We start from the raw sequence: 16,886 nt of genomic DNA on the forward strand, positions 1-16,886 counted from the left end.
CGGGCCGCCCCGGCGATGGGGCGGCCCGTTCCGGTTCAGGCGCTGGTTTACGCGGCCGGCTTCAGGCGGGCGGCGGCCTCGCTGTGCGACAGGTTGGGCTTCAGCTTCTGGCGGGCATCCTCATAGGCCTGCCAGTCGGCCAGGTCGGGCAGGGCCGGGATGGTGATCAGTTCCCCCTGGTCCAGGCCCGCCAGCGCGGCGTCCACCATCTCCTCCGCCGGCATCACGATCTCCTGCGGCAGGTGCTCCACCGGCACGCCGGCCACGCCCCAGAACTCCGTCCGCGTGGCACCGGGCAGCACGGCCTGGGCACGCAGGCCCTTGCCCGCCAATTCATGGTGCAGCGACTGGGTGAAGGCGACGACAAAGGCCTTGGTGCCGCCGTAGGTGCCATTCAGGATTTCCGGCGCGATGCCGGCGATGGAAGCGATGTTGATCACCAGGCCGCCGCCGCGCTTCACCAACCCAGGCACGGCGGCGTAGGTCAGGCGGGTCAGGGCGGTGACATTCAGCTGGATCATGGCCTCCATGGCGTCCACATCCGTGTCCAGCAGCGGCGCCGTGGCGCCGACGCCGGCATTGTTCACCAGGGCGGTGATGCGGGCGTCCTCGCGCAGGCGGGCCTCCACCGTGCGCAGGTCGCTGGCCTTGGTCAGGTCGGCGGCCAGCACTTCCACCGTGCGGCCGGTTTCCGCCGCCAGGCGCTGGGCGCGTTCCTGAAGGCGGCCAGCGTTGCGCGCCACCAGGATCAGGTCATAGCCACGGCGGGCCAGGCGGTCGGCATAGATGGCGCCGATGCCGGAGGAGGCGCCGGTGACGACGGCGGTGCCTTTGGGGGCGGTGCCTTTGGTGGAAATGCTGCTCATGATCCGGTTTCCTTTCGCTTGGACACCGGCGGGCCGCCGGCGTTGACAGGGGAAAGATACCGGCGCAGGGTCTTGTCACGAATGTCATTGATGCCACTTTTCAGGACATACTGCTGTCCGTCCATCCCTGGAGAGCCCCATGCGGCGTGTCGGTGTCGTCGTCTTCCCCGGTTTCCAGATCCTGGATTTGGTGGTCGTCACGGTGTTCGAGGTGGCGAACATCATCGCCGGCCGGCCGGTCTATGATGTCCATCTGGTGTCGGAGCTGGGGGGCATGGTGACCAGTTCCTCCGGCGTGGCGGTCCAGGCCCAGCCGCCGGGGGACCTTAGCTATGACACGCTCATGGTCGCTGGCGCCCTGGACTTGGCGGTGGTGCCCGCCAGCCTGGCGGTGTTCGTGCGCGGGGCGGCCCGCGCCGCTCGCCGCACGGCCAGCATATGCACGGGCGCCGCCGTCCTGGCGCGCGCCGGCCTGTTGGAGGGGCGGCGGGTCACGACGCACTGGCTGGTCGCCCGCGCTCTGCAACGGGAGTTTCCCACCCTGCGCATGGAGGAGGATCGCATCTTCATCCAGGACGGCCCCATCTGGACATCGGCCGGCATGACCGCCGGCATCGACCTGGCGCTGGCCCTGGTGGAGGAGGATTTGGGCGCCGACATCTCCCGCGCCGTGGCGCGCAAGATGGTGGTGTATCACCGCCGCCCGGGCGGGCAGTCCCAGTTCTCCGCCCTGCTGGAACTGGAGCCCCGGTCGGACCGCATCCAGACGGTGGTGCGCTATGCCCGTGAGAACCTGAAAGAGGATCTGTCGGTGGAGCGGTTGGCCGAGGTGGCGCATCTCAGCCCCCGGCAGTTCAGCCGCGCCTTCCACGCCGAAACCGGCCAATCGCCCGCCAAGGCGGTGGAGAACCTGCGTCTGGAGGCGGCGCGGGCGCTGATGGAGGAGGGGCGCCACCCCATCGAGATCATCGTGCGCGAAACCGGCTTTGGCGACCGCGAGCGCATGCGCCGCGCCTTCCTGCGCGCCTTCGGCCAGCCGCCCCAGGCGTTCCAGCGGACCGCGCGGCTCAGCGCCTGATTAAAATCGATTTTAATCGGAGGGGTGCGGGGGGCCGATATATACGGTGAAATACAACGAAGCCCTATAAGGACCCTCATCATGATCCGCCCCGCCACTTTAGGCGCCGTGGTGTCAAGCGTGCTTGCCTTTGGCGCGCTGGCAGGCACGGCTTGCGCCCAGACCACCGACGTCATCAGCGACTATTTCAACAATTGGTACGCCCGGGTGGACCAAGCCCAGTCCAGCCAGCCCGGCTGGGTGACGCCGCTGGTCACCGTGACCCCGCGGCTGGAACAGGAATTCCGCTTCGACCAGTTGAACCAGTACCAGGGCACCGGCGCCATGGTCCGCAATTACGGCGGCGGCAAGGGCCTGGAACTGATTCCAACCGCGACCACCGAGGTGGTGCTGAACATCCCGCCTTATCAGGTGCGGTCCAATATCAAGCCGGTCCAGGGCTTCGGCGACGATCCCGTGCTCATGGTGAAGCAGCGCCTGCTGTCCGCCACGGCGGACCCTCAACGCCTTTGGGGCGGGGATTACATCGTCACAGCCTTTCTGGGCTTCCAGGCGCCCACCGGCATCAAGGCCTTCACCAACAACGCCTGGCTGGTCACGCCCACCCTGGCCGCCGGCAAGGGCTTCGGCCAATTCGACATCCAGGGCACCGTGGGCGTCGCCTTGCCCATGGCGCATGAGGTCACCATCGGCCGGGCGGTGGCGACCAACGTCACCTTTCAATACCACGTCGACGACTATTTCTGGCCGGAGCTGGAGGTCAACGACACCTATTGGTCCGGCGGCCTGCGCGACGGCAAGAACCAGGTGCTGCTGACCCCCGGCATCATCTTCGGCCGCTTCCCGCTGGGGGGCCATTCCAAGGCCAATTTCGGCTTCGGTTACCAGTTCGCGGTGTCGCCCACGTTGCAACGTGAACCGGCGCTGACGCCAACCTTGGATCACGCCTGGATTTTCACCGGCCGCGTCTCGTTCTAATCGGCCCTGTCCGCTCCTCCAGGAGTGCGTCAGCCGGGGATGCTGAGGCCGCCCAGTGTCTGGCGCAGGGCGGCCGCCGTGTCCTCGCCGTTGGCCGTCTCGAATTCCCGTTGGGCTTCCCGCCACAGCACGGTACCGGCGCGCAAAGCCTCGCGTCCCTTGTCGGTCAGGGTGATCTCATGGCTGCGCCGGTCGGTGGGGCAGGGGGTGGTCTGGATCAGGCCCTCCCGTTCCAGCGGGCGTAAATTCTTGCCGGTGGTGGTGCGGTCCAAATCCAGGCGCGCCGCCATCTCGTTCACCGACAGGGCGCCGGCCTCATACACCATCGCCAGCATCGAGAACTGCGTCACGCGCAGGCCGGTGGGCGCCAGCTTGGCGTCGTAGAAATTGGTCATCCGCCGCGCCGCCCGCCGCAGGGCGCCGCAGTTGCAATGGGCGACGCCGTCGCGCTGCTGGCCGAAACTCATCCCGCTCTCCTTCCGCCCCCGTTTCTATCAGGCACTGGCATCCCGCGCCAGATAAGAGTATATGCCCCTATATAAGAGCATATACTCTTACTTGATCCAGAGGGGACGACGACCATGACCACCGATATCGGCACCACGGACACCGGCACCACCGGCATCGGGCCGGCAGCGGCGGCGGCGATATCCGGGGCCGGGGGGCGGGATAAGCCCAAGCCGCCGCCCGCCCGCCACGCCCTGCTGCACGGGCCCATCGTGCCCACCATGCTGCGTTTGGCCCTGCCCACCATCGCGGTGCTGGTCATCCAGACGGCCGTTGGTGTGGCGGAGACGTATTACGTCAGCGCGCTGGGCACGGACGCGCTGGTGGGGGCGGCCCTGGTCCTGCCGGTGTCCATGCTGATGACCATGGTGGCCGCGGGCGGCATCGGCGGTGGCGTCGCGGCGGCGGTGTCGCGCGCCATGGGGGCGGGGCGGACGCGCGACGCCAACGCCTTGGTGTTCCACGCCCTGGTCCTGGCCATCGCCTTTGGCCTGGCGTTCACGGTGGGCCTGGGGCTGGGCGGGCCGGCGCTCTATCGCCTGCTGGGCGGGACGGAGGGGGCGCTGGCGGCGGCGCTGTCCTACTCGGGGTGGCTGTTCGCCGGTGCCGTGCCGGTTTGGATCATCAACCTGATGTCGGCCGTGCTGCGCGGTATCGGCAATGTGCGGGTGCCTGCCTTGGTCACCCTGGTCGGGGCGGCGGTCATGATACCGCTCTCGCCCTTCCTGATCTTCGGCATCGGGCCGGTCCACGGTTTCGGCGTCGCCGGCGCCGGCATGGCGGTCAGCGGCTATTACACCGTGGCGGCGGGCGTGTTGCTGGCCTACATGGCGCGCGGCCGCTCGGGCCTGACCTTGCGCCGCGTGCCGCTGGAAGGGCGGTTGTTCCGCGACATCCTGGGCGTGGGCGTCGTCTCGGCCCTGAGCGCCCTGCAACTGAACCTCATCACCCTCCTGGTCACGGGCGCCGTCGGCCGCTTCGGGACCGAGGCGCTGGCCGGCTTCGGCATGGGGTCCCGCCTGGACTATCTGCTGATCCCGTTGCTGTTCGGCCTGGGCACGGCGGTGCTGACCCTGGTGGGTACGGCCATGGGGGCGGGTGACGGCCCCCGCGCCCGTCGCGCCGCCTGGATCGGCGCCCTGATGGGGGCGGGGGTGACGGAGGCGATCGGGCTGGGCGTGGCGCTGTGGCCGTCCGCCTGGGTGGACCTGTTCAGCCATGACCCCGCCGTGCTGGCTCATGGCGCCCACTACCTGCGCACGGTGGGGCCGGTCTATGGCGCGGTGGGCCTGACCTTCATCCTCGGCTTCGCCTCCCAGGGCGGCGGCCGGCCCCTGTGGGCCTTCCTGGCCGGTACGGTGCGCCTGATCGTCGCGGCCGGGGGCGGATGGCTGGCGGTGGGCTTGGGCGCCAGCCTGGGCACCCTGTTCGCGCTGGTGGCCGGTGCGTCCCTGGCGTCCGCCGCGCTTTGCGTCACCGCCGCCCTGACCGGCGCCATCTGGCGACCGGGGCGGGAGTGATCAGATAAGGTTGTATTAACTGTATGTTGCAATCATTTAAGTTGACTCGCTCGAGTTAACAAGCCAAAAAAGTTTGGCAAGACAAGCAACCATGGCCCGATCACCTGCCGCTGGGGAGGCGGCGCCCAAACGCTGACTCCGCCTCCCGGTTCGCGGGAACCGTCCTGATTTTGACCATAGCCCGTGATGTCAGGTCCCACTTCGTGGGCGGCCCTAGCCGCCTGTCTTTCGCGATCCTTTCAAAACAGGGGGCCTTCGACACAGGGGGCCTTGAGAGAGCGAGGAAGCAATGACGATCATTCAGCCCTATGGCGTTGCGATTACCCAGGCCATCGCGAGCGGCGACCTGGAGGAAATGAAGCGGGCCAAGGCCCTGGCCGAGGACCATGTCCAGCGCTACGGCGACATCCCCACCCTGCTGACGCACCTCAAGGCGGCCATCGCCAAGCTTGAGGCCGGCAAGACGCCCTGATCCTGCCAGCCGGGACAGGGATTTTTTGCACCCACAAATACAACTTAAGAGGGTTTAAAATGTCGCATATACCGCTTTATGCCGTCGCCGCCACCCAGGCCATCGCCAAGGGCGACTTGGCGCAGCTCAAGAGCCTGCACGCCGAGGCCGAGAAGCACCTGCAGGAATACGGCGACGTCGCCACCGTGCTGCAACTGCTGAAGGTCGAAATCGCCAAGGCCGAAGCGGCCAAGCCCTGATCCCAAGCGCTTAACCCCGGGAGGAAAACCATGTCATCCCTTCACGTCCTTTACGGCGTCGCCATCACCGACGCCATCGCCAAGGGCGACCTGGCGGAACTGAAGAAGCTGGCCGCCGAGGCCGAGGCGCATGTGCAGCAGTACGGCGACGTGCCCACCCTGCTGACGCATCTGAAGCTGGAGATCGCCAAGGCCGAAGCGCGCAAGCCCTGAGCCCGGCGCCATCGTAAGGCTGGCCGGCGCCCCCCTGGGCCCCCCTGGGGGTGCCGGCCTATTCCAACGTTTTTTCAAGGGTTTTCCCCATGGACAACAGCGCGTCCGCCTTGCCGCCCACCGATCAGGAGGTTCCCGTCCGCTTCCGCCGGATGGAGGACCATCACAACCTGGTGCCGGTGCACGTGGTGTGGGAGATCACGCTGGCCTGTAACCTGAAGTGCCAGCACTGCGGCTCCCGCGCCGGCCGGCCCCGCGCCGATGAACTGACGACGGCGGAGGCGCTGGACCTGGTGGACCAGCTGGCGGCCTTGGGCACGCGGGAGATGACCCTCATCGGGGGGAGGCGTATCTGCGTCGCGACTGGATCGACATCGTGCGCCGATGCCGCGAGCATGGCATGCGCACCGCCATCCAGACCGGCGCCCGCAACCTGACCGACGCCCGGCTGGACCAGGCGGTGGATGCCGGCCTGCAAGGGCTGGGCGTGTCCATCGACGGCCTGCCGGAACTGCACGACCGTGTGCGCGGTGTCCCGGGATCGTACGACCAGGCCATCAGCGCGCTGCGCCGGGCCAAGGCGCGCGGGCTGGATATCTCGGTCAACACCCAGATCGGGCCGGAGACGCCGGCCCATCTGCCCGAGTTGATGGATCGCATCATCGAGGCCGGCGCCACCCATTGGCAGATCCAGCTGACCGTGGCCATGGGCAATGCCGTCGACCACCCCGACCTGCTGCTGCAGCCCTATCAGCTGATCGACGTCATGCCCCTGCTGGCCCGCCTGTACCAGGAGGGGGTGGAGCGGGGCCTGCTGATGATCGTGGGCAACAACATCGGCTATTTCGGCCCGTATGAACGCATGTGGCGCGGCTATGGCGATGAGACCATGCACTGGACCGGATGCGCCGCCGGCCAGACCACCATCGGCATCGAGGCCGATGGCACCATCAAGGGCTGCCCCTCGCTGGCCACCTCGCTCTATTCCGCCGGCCATGTCCGCGACATGACGGTGGAGGACATCTGGCGCCATACCGAGCGCATCAGCTTTGGCCGCCTGCGTTCGGTGGATGAGATGTGGGGCTATTGCCGCACCTGCTATTACGCCGACGCCTGCCGCGCCGGCTGCACCTGGACCTCGGAATCGCTGTTGGGCCGGCGGGGCAACAACCCCTACTGCCATCACCGGGTGCTGGATCTGGCCAAGCATGGCCTGCGCGAGCGGGTGGTGAAGGTGAAGGAGGCGCCAGCGGAGAGCTTCGCCATCGGTGAGTTCGCCCTGATCACCGAGGCCATCCCCGGCGTGACGGACGCGCCACCCCTGCCGGCGCGCGACCCGGCCCAGGTGCACATCCACCCCCGCGAACGAGCGGCCGGCGGCGGCACCACGCCACCGAAGCTGGAGGTCTGCCGGGGCTGCGACCAGTACATCTGGCCGCACGAGGAAACCTGCCCCCACTGCGGCTGCGACGTGGCGGCGGAGGCCACCCGCCACGCGGAGGACACTGCCCGCCGCCGCGCCCTGATCGAGCAGGCCAAGCGCTTCCTCGCGGGGGTGCGGCGGGAAGCGCCGGCGGCGGAGTAGGACTCAGGGCGGCTGTCTGTCAAACTCCGCCCGGGACGTCTCATAAACGGCGTCGAACGTGCCGCATTTCCGGATTAAGTATTCTCCAATCTCTCTATTTGATCGAGCATCGTCGAGGGAGATGCTGGAAGCATTGTCATGATCCGCGAGATTCTGTTTCGGAGCGACGGCCGCATAGTCGTTCAATGCCGCCTCTTCGCATTCGCGGTGTGCGTTGGCGACCTTGCGATACGTCGCGTCAAAGCGAGTCATCTGACGTAATTCGATTACGGAGGCGCAATCGTTTTTACGATGGAAAGGGGGATCCCACCTCAAGAGGACTCTAACCCCATTTTTACCCGGTCCAATAAAGACGCCTATCGGACCGTGGGCCGATATGGCGAACTCCAACTCCCTCCAGTGTTCATGAATATCCTGTGTCGTTAAACAGGCAACACCAGGCAGGAAGGATACATGTGTATCCAAGGTTTCAAGGGGTGCTTCCCACCCAGTGCAATTTATAGTCGTTTCGGCCCGATAATTTACATCGGCTAAGATGCCATTGCTGGCTTGGTCGCGGACGGAATCCTGCTCATTGTCGGGACTAGCTGTGAACCAGCCGCTTCGGGCGGAAAGTTCTCGCAAATCCATTGCCGCCGAGTCAGACCAATGTTCACATTTGGAAAGCGGTATGTGCCGAGCCTGAACCTCTGTGAAATGAAGGTTCAGTGTTTGCTCAACATAGGCAACGTCCAGCCGATGGCCGGAATCAGCGATTTTCTGCAGGCGGTCGATCAGTTCGATAATGCGGCTTCTGGCCGACGTTAGCTCGGTTTGCTCGTTCGCTGACGTCGGCGTCGCCGCGAAAAGCAGCGTGACCAAAAAGACCGCGAGGAAACAGCGTGCAGCCAATCACACCCCCGCCTGCAGGCCCTTCACGAACTCCGACAGGCCCACCTGGCGGCGGCGCACCAGGCGCTCGGCGGTCAGGATGGCGTGGGCCTTGGCGACGGAGGTGTCCACGTCGTTGTTGATGATGACGTAGTCGTACTCGGCCCAGTGGCTCATCTCGTTGGACGCCTTGCTCATGCGCTTGGCGATCTCGGCCTGGCTGTCCTGGGCGCGGCTGGTCAGGCGGCGTTCCAGTTCGCGGGCCGACGGCGGCAGGATGAAGATGCTGACCAGGTCGTCGCGGGCCTTTTCCTTCAGCTGCTGCGTGCCCTGCCAGTCGATGTCGAACAGCACGTCGCGGCCACCGGCCAGCGCCTGCTCCACCGGCTCGCGCGGGGTGCCGTAGTAGTTGTCGAAGACCTTGGCGTATTCCAGCAGCTTGCCCTGGTTCACCATCAGGTCGAACTCGGTGAGGCTGGTGAAGTGATAGTCCACGCCCGCCACCTCGCCCGGCCGCTTGGCGCGGGTGGTGGCGGAGACCGACATGGTCAGCTCCTGGTCCTGCTCCAGCAGGCGGCGGGCGATGGTGGTCTTGCCAGCACCCGAGGGGGAGGACAGCACCAGCATCAGGCCACGGCGGTGCATGTAGGGGGGCAGGGCGGGGGATGGGGTGTCGGCGGTCATGGCGGGCGTGCTCATTCGATATTCTGGACCTGTTCGCGGAACTGCTCGATCGTGGCCTTCAGCGACAGGCCGATGCGGGTCAATTCCACGTCGGCGGACTTGGAACAGAGGGTGTTGGCCTCACGGTTGAACTCCTGGCACAGGAAGTCCAGCCGGCGGCCCACGGCGGCGCCCTCGGCCAGCATGTCGCGGGCCTGGGCGATGTGGGCGCGCAGGCGGTCCAGCTCCTCCCGCACGTCGGCCTTGGCGATCAGCAGCGCCGCCTCCTGGGCCAGGCGCTCCTCCGGCAGGGCCGGCACGGCCTCCAGCAGGGCCTGCACCTGGGTCTTCAGCTTGTCGCGCAGGGCGGCCGGCTGCAGTGCGGCGGTGTTGGCGGCGGCCTCGGTCAGCGTGGCGATCTCATCCAGGTGGCCGGCCAGCACCTCAGCCAGGCGGGCGCCCTCGGCCAGGCGGGCGGTGGACAGGGCCTGGATGGCCTGGGTCACGGTCTTGGCCATGGCGGCCTCCAGCGCCGCCCGCTCCTCCGGCTGCTCCGTCTCCTCGCCGGTGTCGATGACGCCGCGGATGGCCAGCAGGGCGTCCAGCCGGGGCGGGGCTGCCCCGGCACCCTCGATCTCCCGCGCCAATTCCAGCACCTGGGCCAGGAACTCGCGGTTCAGGCGCAGGGGGGCCGTGGTGGTGGCGCGGTTGACCGTCAGGTTCAGGGTCACGTTGCCGCGGCGGATGAGGCGGTTCACCTCCGCCCGGGCCAGGGCCTCGATGGCGTCGAAGCCGGAGGGCTGGCGGGTGCGCAGGTCAAGGGCGCGGCCGTTGACGCTTTTCACCTCGACGATCCACGAAATGCCGCCAAGCGCACCTTCGGTGCGGGCGAAGCCGGTCATGCTGGCGAGAGGGGCGGTCTTGCTCAAAGGGTCGGATCCGGGGTACGGGGAGGACGACAGGGACGCATCGGCGCGCTGCCGCTGGACCGGCGGCGAGACATGCTGCATCGTCTTGAGCCCAGGGTTATAGCCCGTGCGGGCGGCGACAAACAAGCAAGCGCCACAGGCGCCCGCGGGGTGCGGGCCTTGCGGTAGACGCGGGGGGCACGCCCCGTGACGAAACAGGCGAAGGGGGACGGGCGGTGCAGTCGCCGAACAGTATTCTGATCACCGGCGCGTCCAGCGGCATTGGCGAGGCCCTGGCCCTGGCCTATGCGGTGCCGGGGCGCCAGCTGTGGCTGACGGGTCGTGATTCGGCTCGGCTGGCGGCGGTGGCGGACGCCGCGCGCGCCAAGGGCGCGCGGGTCACGGCATCGGCATTGGACGTGCTGGATCGCCAGGCCCTGGGCGATTGGATTCGGGCCGCCGATGACGGCGTGCCCATCGACCTGGTCATCGCCAACGCTGGCATCTCCGGCGGCACGGGCGGCGGTGGGGACGGGCTTGCCGGGGAGACGGAGGAGCAGGCGCGCCGCATCCTGGCGGTGAACATCGAGGGCGTGCTGAACACCATCCACCCCCTGATTCCGCGCATGGTGGCGCGCAAGCGGGGGCAATTGGCGCTCATGTCCTCGCTGGCGGCCTTCCGCGGTATGCCCGGCGCCCCGGCCTACTGCGCCTCCAAGGCGGCGGTGCGGTCGTATGGCGAGGGGCTTCGGGGCGAGCTGATGGGGCAGGGGGTGCAGGTTTCCGTCATCTGCCCCGGCTTCGTGCGCAGCCGCATGACGGCGGTCAACACCTTCCCCATGCCCTTCCTGATGGACGCGGATCGGGCGGCGCGCATCGTCGTGCACGGCCTAGCCGCCAACCGGGCGCGCATCGCCTTCCCGTGGCCCACCTACGCCGTGTCCTGGCTGCTGGGCGTCCTGCCCCCCAGCTGGACCGACGCCCTGCTGGCCCAGGCGCCGCGCAAGGCTTAAAGCCAACTTCTCCAAATGGGACATACGCCTTTGGGTGCGAGAACAATACGTGACGGTGCCGTTTCCGGACGGGGAGACGCCGATCTGGCGCCGCCCAAGCTGGCGACCCTGGAATGGGGGCGCTTCCTGGCCGCGACCGCCGTGGTCCTTGGCCATGCCGGCCCCAATGTCGATAAGCTGGCGGCGCCGGGCGTGGGGCCCGTGCTGGGCGGCTGGCCGGTGCCCGGTGCCCTGGGCGTGACGTATTTCTTCGTCCTTTCCGGCTTCGTCATGATGATGGCCCATGCCGGGGATTGGGGCGACATCGCCGCCGTCCCGCGCTTCTGGTGGCGCCGCCTTTGCCGACTCTATCCGGCCTACTGGCTGGCGCTGCTGATCCCGTTTTACTTCCTCCATTCCCTGATCACGCCGGAATCGGCCATACCGATGATCCTGCTGTCACCGGGGCATGACCGGGAATTCATACCGGCGGCCTGGACCTTGCGGCATGAGCTGGTGTTCTATTTCTTCTTCGGCCTGGCCCTGATACCCCGGCTGGGCCCCGCCATCCTGGCCGTATGGGCCTTCGCCACTTTTTGGCGGTGGATACCGTGGCCGGTCCTGGACATGCTGCACCTGCCGCGCTCGGTATGGCTGAGCCGCGTGGCCAATCCCTGGGGCATGCGGGCGATCAGCTATTTCAATTTCCATTTCATGGCCGGCCTGGCCGCCGGATGGATATTCGTCAGGCTCCGTCCCGGGCGCCGGACCAGTCTGGCCCTGACGGCGCTGGGGGCCGCATTGGTCCTTGTGACGCTGCCCGGTCTCGCCTGGGGCAGGGAGTATGGCGACCCGGTGATGTTCATGCGCATGGCGGTCCAGGTCGGGCTGCTGGTGCTGGGGCTGGCGGGGCTGGAACGTCATGGCGTGCTGCGCGGGGGCCGGCTCGCCCGCCGCGCCGGCGCCGTATCCTATCCGCTTTACATCGTGCACATGGCGCTGCTGCTGGCGCTGGAGATCACCTTGCCGAAAGTCGCGCTGTCCGGGCCGGCGCTGTACGGCGCGCTGGTGGCGGTGCTGGCGCTGATCTATCTCGTCGCCTGGCTGGTCACCGTCCTGTTCGACCAGCCGGTGCAGCGCTTGCTCCGCGCGTTTGAGCAGCGTGTCGCACCCCGGCCACCAGGCTGGGCCGCCGTCGTTCAGTCCCGGGTGTAGCCCCAGACCGCCGCCGGCGGGATGTTGGACATGGCCCAGCCCAGGCGCTTGCCCGTCAGGCCCAGCGCCTGGCGCCGCAGGGGGAGCGGAAGGAATAGGTGAAGGCCAGGAACCGGCGGCCGCGCGGCATGACGGCATAGGCCTCATCCATGATCAGGCGCTGGGCCTCGGTCGGGATCAGGATCATGGGGATGCCGCAGACGATGGTGCCGACCTTGCCCACCCATTGCGGCGGCAGCAGGGTGCGCACGTCCTTCACATCGCCCAGCAGCACGGTGACGCCGGGGAACTTGGCCGTCATGTAGGCGTGCAGTTCCTTGTCCCGCTCGATCACGAACAGGCGGGAGGCGGGAATGCCGGAGTCCAGCAAGGCCTTGGTGATGGCGCCCGTGCCGCCGCCATATTCCACCACGATCTCATCCGCCTCGCGCCGCACATGGCGGGCCATCAGGCGCCCCAGCGACGGGGCCGACGGGGTGATGGAGGCGATGGAGACGGGATTGGCGGCCCAGCGGCGGAAAAACAGCCAGGCGGGGTTCTCGCTGGCCGGGCTGTGGGCCCGGGGGGCATGCCCACGCGCATGGCTTTTGGCGGAGCCCCGGGCGGCGAATTTCTTGCCGGTCAAGGTCGTCTCGGCGCGATCAGTCGGCATGGGTCAGGCGTTCCTCAGCATCGGCATTCCAGCGGCGGCGCGTCCCCCGGCCGACATCGTGTCACCGGGTGGGCGTAAGGCTTTCAGGTCGTCGCTCCCCGGGTGGGAGCCCTGGGCCCCAGGCCCCGGGAACAAATGTATGCACGGAACATAGGCGCACAGATGGCACGCACCGCCCCGATTTGCAATGATGGCTGTGTTACATCCCGGTTTCGGTTACGCAATTTCGGACTGGGGCCCAAGGGCGGGGTGCGGCGCATGGGCGCAGGCGACGCATGGGGGCCGGCGACGGGCCTCACGCCCCCGCCGCCATTGCCTCTTCCAGCTGTTCCGACAGGGTCAGCCAGGCCTCCTCGGCGGCGTCCAGGTCCTTCTGCACCTGGCCCAGCTCGATCTGCAGCTTGGTCACGGCCTCCTTGGGGCCCTGGTACAGGGCGGGGTCGGCCAGCTTTTCGTCCAGTTTGGCCTTCTTGGTGCCCAACTGGCCCATGCGCTTCTCCGCGTCTTCCACCTTGCGGCGCAGGGGGGCCAGCTGCTGGCGCAGCTCGGCCGCCGCGCGGCGCTCTTCCTTGCGGTCGCGGCCGGCGGCGGGGGTGACGTCGCGTGAGGCGCTGTCGCTGCGGCGCTGGTCCAGCAGCCAGGCGCGGTATTCGTCGAGGTCGCCGTCATAGGGCTTGCAGGTGCCGTCGGCCACCAGCCACAGCCGGTCGGCCGTCAGTTCCACCAGGTGCGGGTCGTGGCTGATGAGGATGACGGCGCCCTGATAGCCGTTGATCGCCTCCACCAGCGCCTCGCGGCTGTCGATGTCCAGGTGGTTGGTCGGTTCGTCCAGCAGCAGGATGCCCGGCGCCTCCCTGCTCATCAGCGCGAACAGCAGGCGCGCCTTCTCCCCGCCCGACAGGTCGCGGATCAGGGTGTCGGCCTTGATCTGGGGGAAGCCGAAGCGGCCCAGGTGGTTGCGCACCTGCTGCTCGGTGGTCCCCTTCATCGCTGCCTGGGTCTGCTGCACCGGCGTCCAGGCCAGGTTCAACTCCTCCGCCTGGTGCTGGGCGAAATAGCCGACCTTGAGCTTGGAGGATCGGCGGACCTCACCCCCCATGGGGGCCAGCCGCCCGGCCAGCATCTTCACCAGCGTGGACTTGCCGTTGCCGTTGGCGCCCAGCAGGGCGATGCGGTCCTCGGGGTCGATGCGCAGGTTCAGGTTGCGCAGGATCGCCTTGTCGCCATAGCCGACGACGGCGCCGTCCATGTTGATCAGCGGCGGCGACAACTCCTCGGGTGAGGGGAAGTCGAACCGCGTGCGGTGTTCCTCCAGCACGGTGATGGCGGGGCCCAGCTTCTCCAGCGCCTTCAGGCGGCTTTGCGCCTGCTTGGCCTTGCTGGCCTTGGCGCGGAAGCGGTCCACGAAGTCCTGCATGTGCTTGCGCTGGGCCTCCTGCTTGGCCGACTGGGCCTTCAGGTTCTCCAGCTTGGCGGCGCGCACGGCGACGAACTGGTCATAGCCGCCGCTGTAGGAGGTCAGCTTCTGCTGATCCAGGTGGATGGTGGTGGTCGGGACCTTGTTCAGCAGTTCCCGGTCATGGCTGATCAGCAGGATGGTGTGGGGGTAGTTCTTGAGATAGCTCTCTAGCCACACCGTGGCTTCCAGGTCCAAATGGTTGGTCGGCTCGTCCAGCAGCAGCAGGTCGGGCTGGGTGAACAGCACGCCGGCCAGGGCCACGCGCATGCGCCAGCCGCCGGAGAAGTCGGCGCAAGCGCGCTGCTGCGCCGCCGCGTCGAAGCCCAGGCCGGACAGGATCTGCGCCGCCCGCGCCTCCGCCGAATGGGCGCCGATGTCGGCCAGACGGGTGTGGATGTCGGCGATGCGCGTGGGGTCCGTCGCCGTCTCGGCTTCCGCCAGCAGGGCCGTACGCTCGGTGTCCGCCGCCATCACCGTGTCCAGCAGGCTGGTGGCGCCCGCCGGCACCTCCTGCCGGACCATGCCCATGCGCATGCCGCTGGGCAGGCTGATCTCCCCGCCATCGGGGTGCAACTCGCCGGCGATCAGCTTGAACAGGGTGGACTTGCCTGTGCCGTTGCGCCCCACCAGCGCCACCTTGTGGCCCCGGGGCACGACGACGGAGGCCTGGTCCAGAAGGGTGCGGCCGGCGATGCGGTAGGTGAGGTCGGTGATGGTCAGCATGGCCGCCCTCTTAGCATGAGGCGCACCGGAAGGCACTTGTCAGCTTAGCCGGCCAGGTTCCGTAAAGCGCTCTGTACAGTATGTATAAAACGTCCATAATGTACGTTATGTAGTAAAGGAGATGGGATCATGGTCGCTAAGCGATCCAGCTTGGAAGCCTTGCCCCGGCGCAACGCGACCCAGGTCCGCAGTCGCTGGGCTGACATCGCGCGGGAGGTCCAGGCCAGCGGCAGCGTGGCCATCACCACCCATGACCGGGTGGAAATGGTGCTGGTATCGGCCGAGGAGTATGATCGGTTGGCAACCAGGGCGGCCGATGCCCTGGCGCAGCAGCAGGCCGGTTTGGAGCGGCTGGCCGCTCAATTCGACGCGGAATTGGCCACACTGCGGGAGCCGGGCGCCAGGGATCGACTTGACGACATGCTGGCGTCCAAAGGTCAGGGCGGAACCCGACCGAAGGCGGGCTATTCATATTGAGCGATCCACGGCCCTTCATTCTGGTGCTGGCGGGAGTGAACGGCGCCGGCAAAAGCTCTTTCGGTGGTGCGCTTTTGGCGGCCCATGGTCTGTCCTACTTCAACCCAGACACCATGGCCCGCCACATGGTCGCGCAGACCGGGCTGGCGCCGGATGCCGCGAATATGCGTGCCGGCCGTCAGGGGTTGACCAATCTCCGTCAGGCTATCGCTGATGGAACCAGCTATGCCTTCGAAACCACCCTGGGCGGTAGCGCGATTCCCGCCCTCCTGCTGGCCGCGGCGGCCACCCATCGTATCGTCATGCTGTATTGTGGATTGGCAACGGTGGAGATGCATCTGCGGCGGGTGGCCCAGCGCGTGGCCTTCGGTGGGCATGACATCCCGGAGGCCAAGATACGGGAACGCTGGGTAACCTCCCGCGCAAACCTGATCCGTATTCTGCCGGTGATCAGCCACCTTCAGCTTTTCGACAATAGCGTCACGGTCGGGGCGGGTGACGACATCCCGCCGGCAAGATTGATCCTGGAGACGCGGGAGCGTGAAATTTTTATGCCAGTGGCGGAGGACTTGGCGGCGCTGGCGTCAATTCCAGACTGGGCGAAGCCCATTTTCCAGGCGGCGCGCGACCTTGCGCGGGGCGCGGGTGGTGCCGAAAAGGCCTGACGGGTGCGCATCACGGGCAGAGCGACGCCTGTTGCGGCCCCGCGTGCGCCCGTATATAACGCCGCCACTTTCGAGATTCCTCGTATCAAATCCCAGGAGATCCGGCCATGGCCGTCGAACAGACCTTCTCGATCATTAAGCCCGACGCCACCCGTCGCAACCTGACCGGCAAGATCAACGCCAAGTTCGAGGAAGCCGGCCTGCGCATCGTCGCGCAGAAGCGCATCCAGATGACCAAGCAGCAGGCTGAGAAGTTCTACGAAGTGCACGCCGCCCGTCCGTTCTACGGCGACCTGGTGTCCTTCATGACCTCCGGCCCGGTCGTGGTGCAGGTCCTGGAAGGTGAGAACGCCGTGGCCCGCAACCGCGAGATCATGGGCGCCACCAACCCGGCCAACGCCGACGCCGGCACCATCCGCAAGGAATTCGCGGAATCGATCGAAGCCAACTCCGTCCACGGCTCCGACAGCCTGGAGAACGCGAAGATCGAGATCGCCTACTTCTTCGCCGGCACCGAGATCGTCGGCTGATTGCCGACGTCACGGATGACGATCCAAGGGAAGCGGCCCCGGGGTTCCTCGGGGCCGCTTTTCTTTTGGCGGTAGCCATGGATGGCTTCCTGCACAGAAATTATGCAGGAAGGGCGGTGGCGCGGCTTTACGCATTTTTCTGGCTGTCCGGTCAAAAAATCCTGACCAAATGGTCAAATTCATGTCACTCTCCATGCCATAAGTTTCGAGCTGCAACCGCGCAATCAGTTTCTGTCTATAACTATTCCATGGGTTTCGAGTTATAAGGGCGGGC

General features: G+C 67.2%; 18 protein-coding genes and 1 pseudogene. 12 read left to right on the plus strand and 7 right to left on the minus strand.

Annotated elements, in window-relative coordinates; genetic code table 11:
• Window positions 1-47 precede the first annotated feature (47 nt).
• A complete protein-coding gene (locus tag ULB03_RS21410) occupies window positions 48-866 on the minus strand; it encodes an SDR family NAD(P)-dependent oxidoreductase (RefSeq protein WP_322485099.1) in 819 nt (272 codons plus the stop codon).
• A 139-nt stretch (window positions 867-1,005) separates the two neighbouring features.
• Between ULB03_RS21410 and ULB03_RS21415 the strand changes: the two genes are divergently transcribed.
• Together ULB03_RS21415 and ULB03_RS21420 are read left to right on the plus strand one after the other, a co-directional pair.
• Entirely contained in the window at window positions 1,006-1,944 is a 939-nt protein-coding gene (locus ULB03_RS21415; RefSeq protein WP_322485100.1) for a GlxA family transcriptional regulator, read from the plus strand.
• Window positions 1,945-2,025: 81 nt separating this feature from the next.
• A complete protein-coding gene (locus ULB03_RS21420) occupies window positions 2,026-2,922 on the plus strand; it encodes a hypothetical protein (RefSeq protein WP_322485101.1) in 897 nt (298 codons plus the stop codon).
• Between the two features lie 29 nt (window positions 2,923-2,951).
• Here ULB03_RS21420 and ULB03_RS21425 read toward each other — a convergent pair whose 3' ends face one another.
• Window positions 2,952-3,389, minus strand: coding sequence for a MarR family winged helix-turn-helix transcriptional regulator (locus ULB03_RS21425; protein ID WP_322485102.1), 438 nt, complete (start codon window positions 3,387-3,389; stop codon window positions 2,952-2,954).
• A 114-nt stretch (window positions 3,390-3,503) separates the two neighbouring features.
• Here ULB03_RS21425 and ULB03_RS21430 point away from each other — a divergent pair, with 114 nt between their 5' ends.
• The 5 genes and pseudogenes from ULB03_RS21430 to ULB03_RS21455 all read left to right on the plus strand — a co-directional run bounded on the left by ULB03_RS21430 (window position 3,504) and on the right by ULB03_RS21455 (window position 7,458).
• Entirely contained in the window at window positions 3,504-4,949 is a 1,446-nt protein-coding gene (locus tag ULB03_RS21430) for an MATE family efflux transporter (RefSeq protein WP_322485103.1), read from the plus strand.
• 289 nt (window positions 4,950-5,238) lie between these two features.
• Window positions 5,239-5,421 carry a DUF1843 domain-containing protein gene (locus tag ULB03_RS21435; protein WP_040847170.1) on the plus strand — a complete coding sequence of 61 codons (183 nt, stop codon included), beginning with the start codon at window positions 5,239-5,241 and terminating at the stop codon, window positions 5,419-5,421.
• A gap of 59 nt (window positions 5,422-5,480) precedes the next feature.
• Complete coding sequence (locus tag ULB03_RS21440) at window positions 5,481-5,660, plus strand: DUF1843 domain-containing protein (RefSeq protein ID WP_322485104.1); 180 nt, start codon at window positions 5,481-5,483, stop codon at window positions 5,658-5,660.
• 30 nt (window positions 5,661-5,690) lie between these two features.
• Window positions 5,691-5,873, plus strand: coding sequence for a DUF1843 domain-containing protein (locus tag ULB03_RS21445; RefSeq protein ID WP_277908711.1), 183 nt, complete (start codon window positions 5,691-5,693; stop codon window positions 5,871-5,873).
• A 152-nt stretch (window positions 5,874-6,025) separates the two neighbouring features.
• Window positions 6,026-7,458: pseudogene (locus ULB03_RS21455) on the plus strand (GDL motif peptide-associated radical SAM/SPASM maturase).
• A 3-nt stretch (window positions 7,459-7,461) separates the two neighbouring features.
• Here ULB03_RS21455 and ULB03_RS21460 read toward each other — a convergent pair.
• From ULB03_RS21460 to ULB03_RS21470, 3 genes are read right to left on the minus strand one after another with little or no spacing between them, the layout of a single operon-like run.
• Window positions 7,462-8,349: a hypothetical protein gene (locus ULB03_RS21460; RefSeq protein ID WP_322485107.1), complete on the minus strand. Its 888-nt coding sequence runs from the start codon at window positions 8,347-8,349 to the stop codon at window positions 7,462-7,464.
• Complete coding sequence (gmk, locus tag ULB03_RS21465) at window positions 8,350-9,012, minus strand: guanylate kinase (protein WP_322485244.1); 663 nt, start codon at window positions 9,010-9,012, stop codon at window positions 8,350-8,352.
• Window positions 9,013-9,023: 11 nt separating this feature from the next.
• Window positions 9,024-9,893, minus strand: a complete 870-nt coding sequence (locus tag ULB03_RS21470) for a YicC/YloC family endoribonuclease (RefSeq protein ID WP_322485245.1) — start codon at window positions 9,891-9,893, stop codon at window positions 9,024-9,026.
• A 242-nt stretch (window positions 9,894-10,135) separates the two neighbouring features.
• Here ULB03_RS21470 and ULB03_RS21475 point away from each other — a divergent pair, with 242 nt between their 5' ends.
• Both ULB03_RS21475 and ULB03_RS21480 read left to right on the plus strand, forming a co-directional pair.
• Window positions 10,136-10,912, plus strand: a complete 777-nt coding sequence (locus tag ULB03_RS21475) for an SDR family NAD(P)-dependent oxidoreductase (RefSeq protein ID WP_322485108.1) — start codon at window positions 10,136-10,138, stop codon at window positions 10,910-10,912.
• A gap of 30 nt (window positions 10,913-10,942) precedes the next feature.
• Window positions 10,943-12,106, plus strand: a complete 1,164-nt coding sequence (locus tag ULB03_RS21480; RefSeq protein ID WP_322485109.1) for an acyltransferase family protein — start codon at window positions 10,943-10,945, stop codon at window positions 12,104-12,106.
• Window positions 12,107-12,161: 55 nt separating this feature from the next.
• Here ULB03_RS21480 and ULB03_RS21485 read toward each other — a convergent pair whose 3' ends face one another.
• Entirely contained in the window at window positions 12,162-12,758 is a 597-nt protein-coding gene (locus ULB03_RS21485; protein ID WP_322485110.1) for a class I SAM-dependent methyltransferase, read from the minus strand.
• Window positions 12,759-13,053: 295 nt separating this feature from the next.
• Window positions 13,054-14,940: an ABC-F family ATP-binding cassette domain-containing protein gene (locus ULB03_RS21490; RefSeq protein WP_322485111.1), complete on the minus strand. Its 1,887-nt coding sequence runs from the start codon at window positions 14,938-14,940 to the stop codon at window positions 13,054-13,056.
• 129 nt (window positions 14,941-15,069) lie between these two features.
• Between ULB03_RS21490 and ULB03_RS21495 the strand changes: the two genes are divergently transcribed.
• The 3 genes from ULB03_RS21495 (at window position 15,070) to ndk (ending at window position 16,612) form a co-directional block, all read left to right on the plus strand.
• Window positions 15,070-15,417, plus strand: a complete 348-nt coding sequence (locus ULB03_RS21495; RefSeq protein WP_322485112.1) for a type II toxin-antitoxin system Phd/YefM family antitoxin — start codon at window positions 15,070-15,072, stop codon at window positions 15,415-15,417.
• Window positions 15,414-16,082 (plus strand): AAA family ATPase, encoded by a 669-nt coding sequence (locus ULB03_RS21500; RefSeq protein ID WP_322485113.1) that lies wholly within the window; start codon window positions 15,414-15,416, stop codon window positions 16,080-16,082. The genes ULB03_RS21495 and ULB03_RS21500 overlap by 4 nt, the downstream gene beginning before the upstream one ends.
• Window positions 16,083-16,189: 107 nt before the next feature.
• On the plus strand, window positions 16,190-16,612 hold the full coding sequence (ndk, locus tag ULB03_RS21505; RefSeq protein WP_040844830.1) for a nucleoside-diphosphate kinase: 423 nt from the start codon (window positions 16,190-16,192) through the stop codon (window positions 16,610-16,612).
• The last annotated feature ends 274 nt before the right edge of the window (window positions 16,613-16,886 follow it).

It is taken from the genome of Nitrospirillum goiasense, from assembly GCF_034427435.1.
Taxonomy (GTDB): domain Bacteria; phylum Pseudomonadota; class Alphaproteobacteria; order Azospirillales; family Azospirillaceae; genus Nitrospirillum.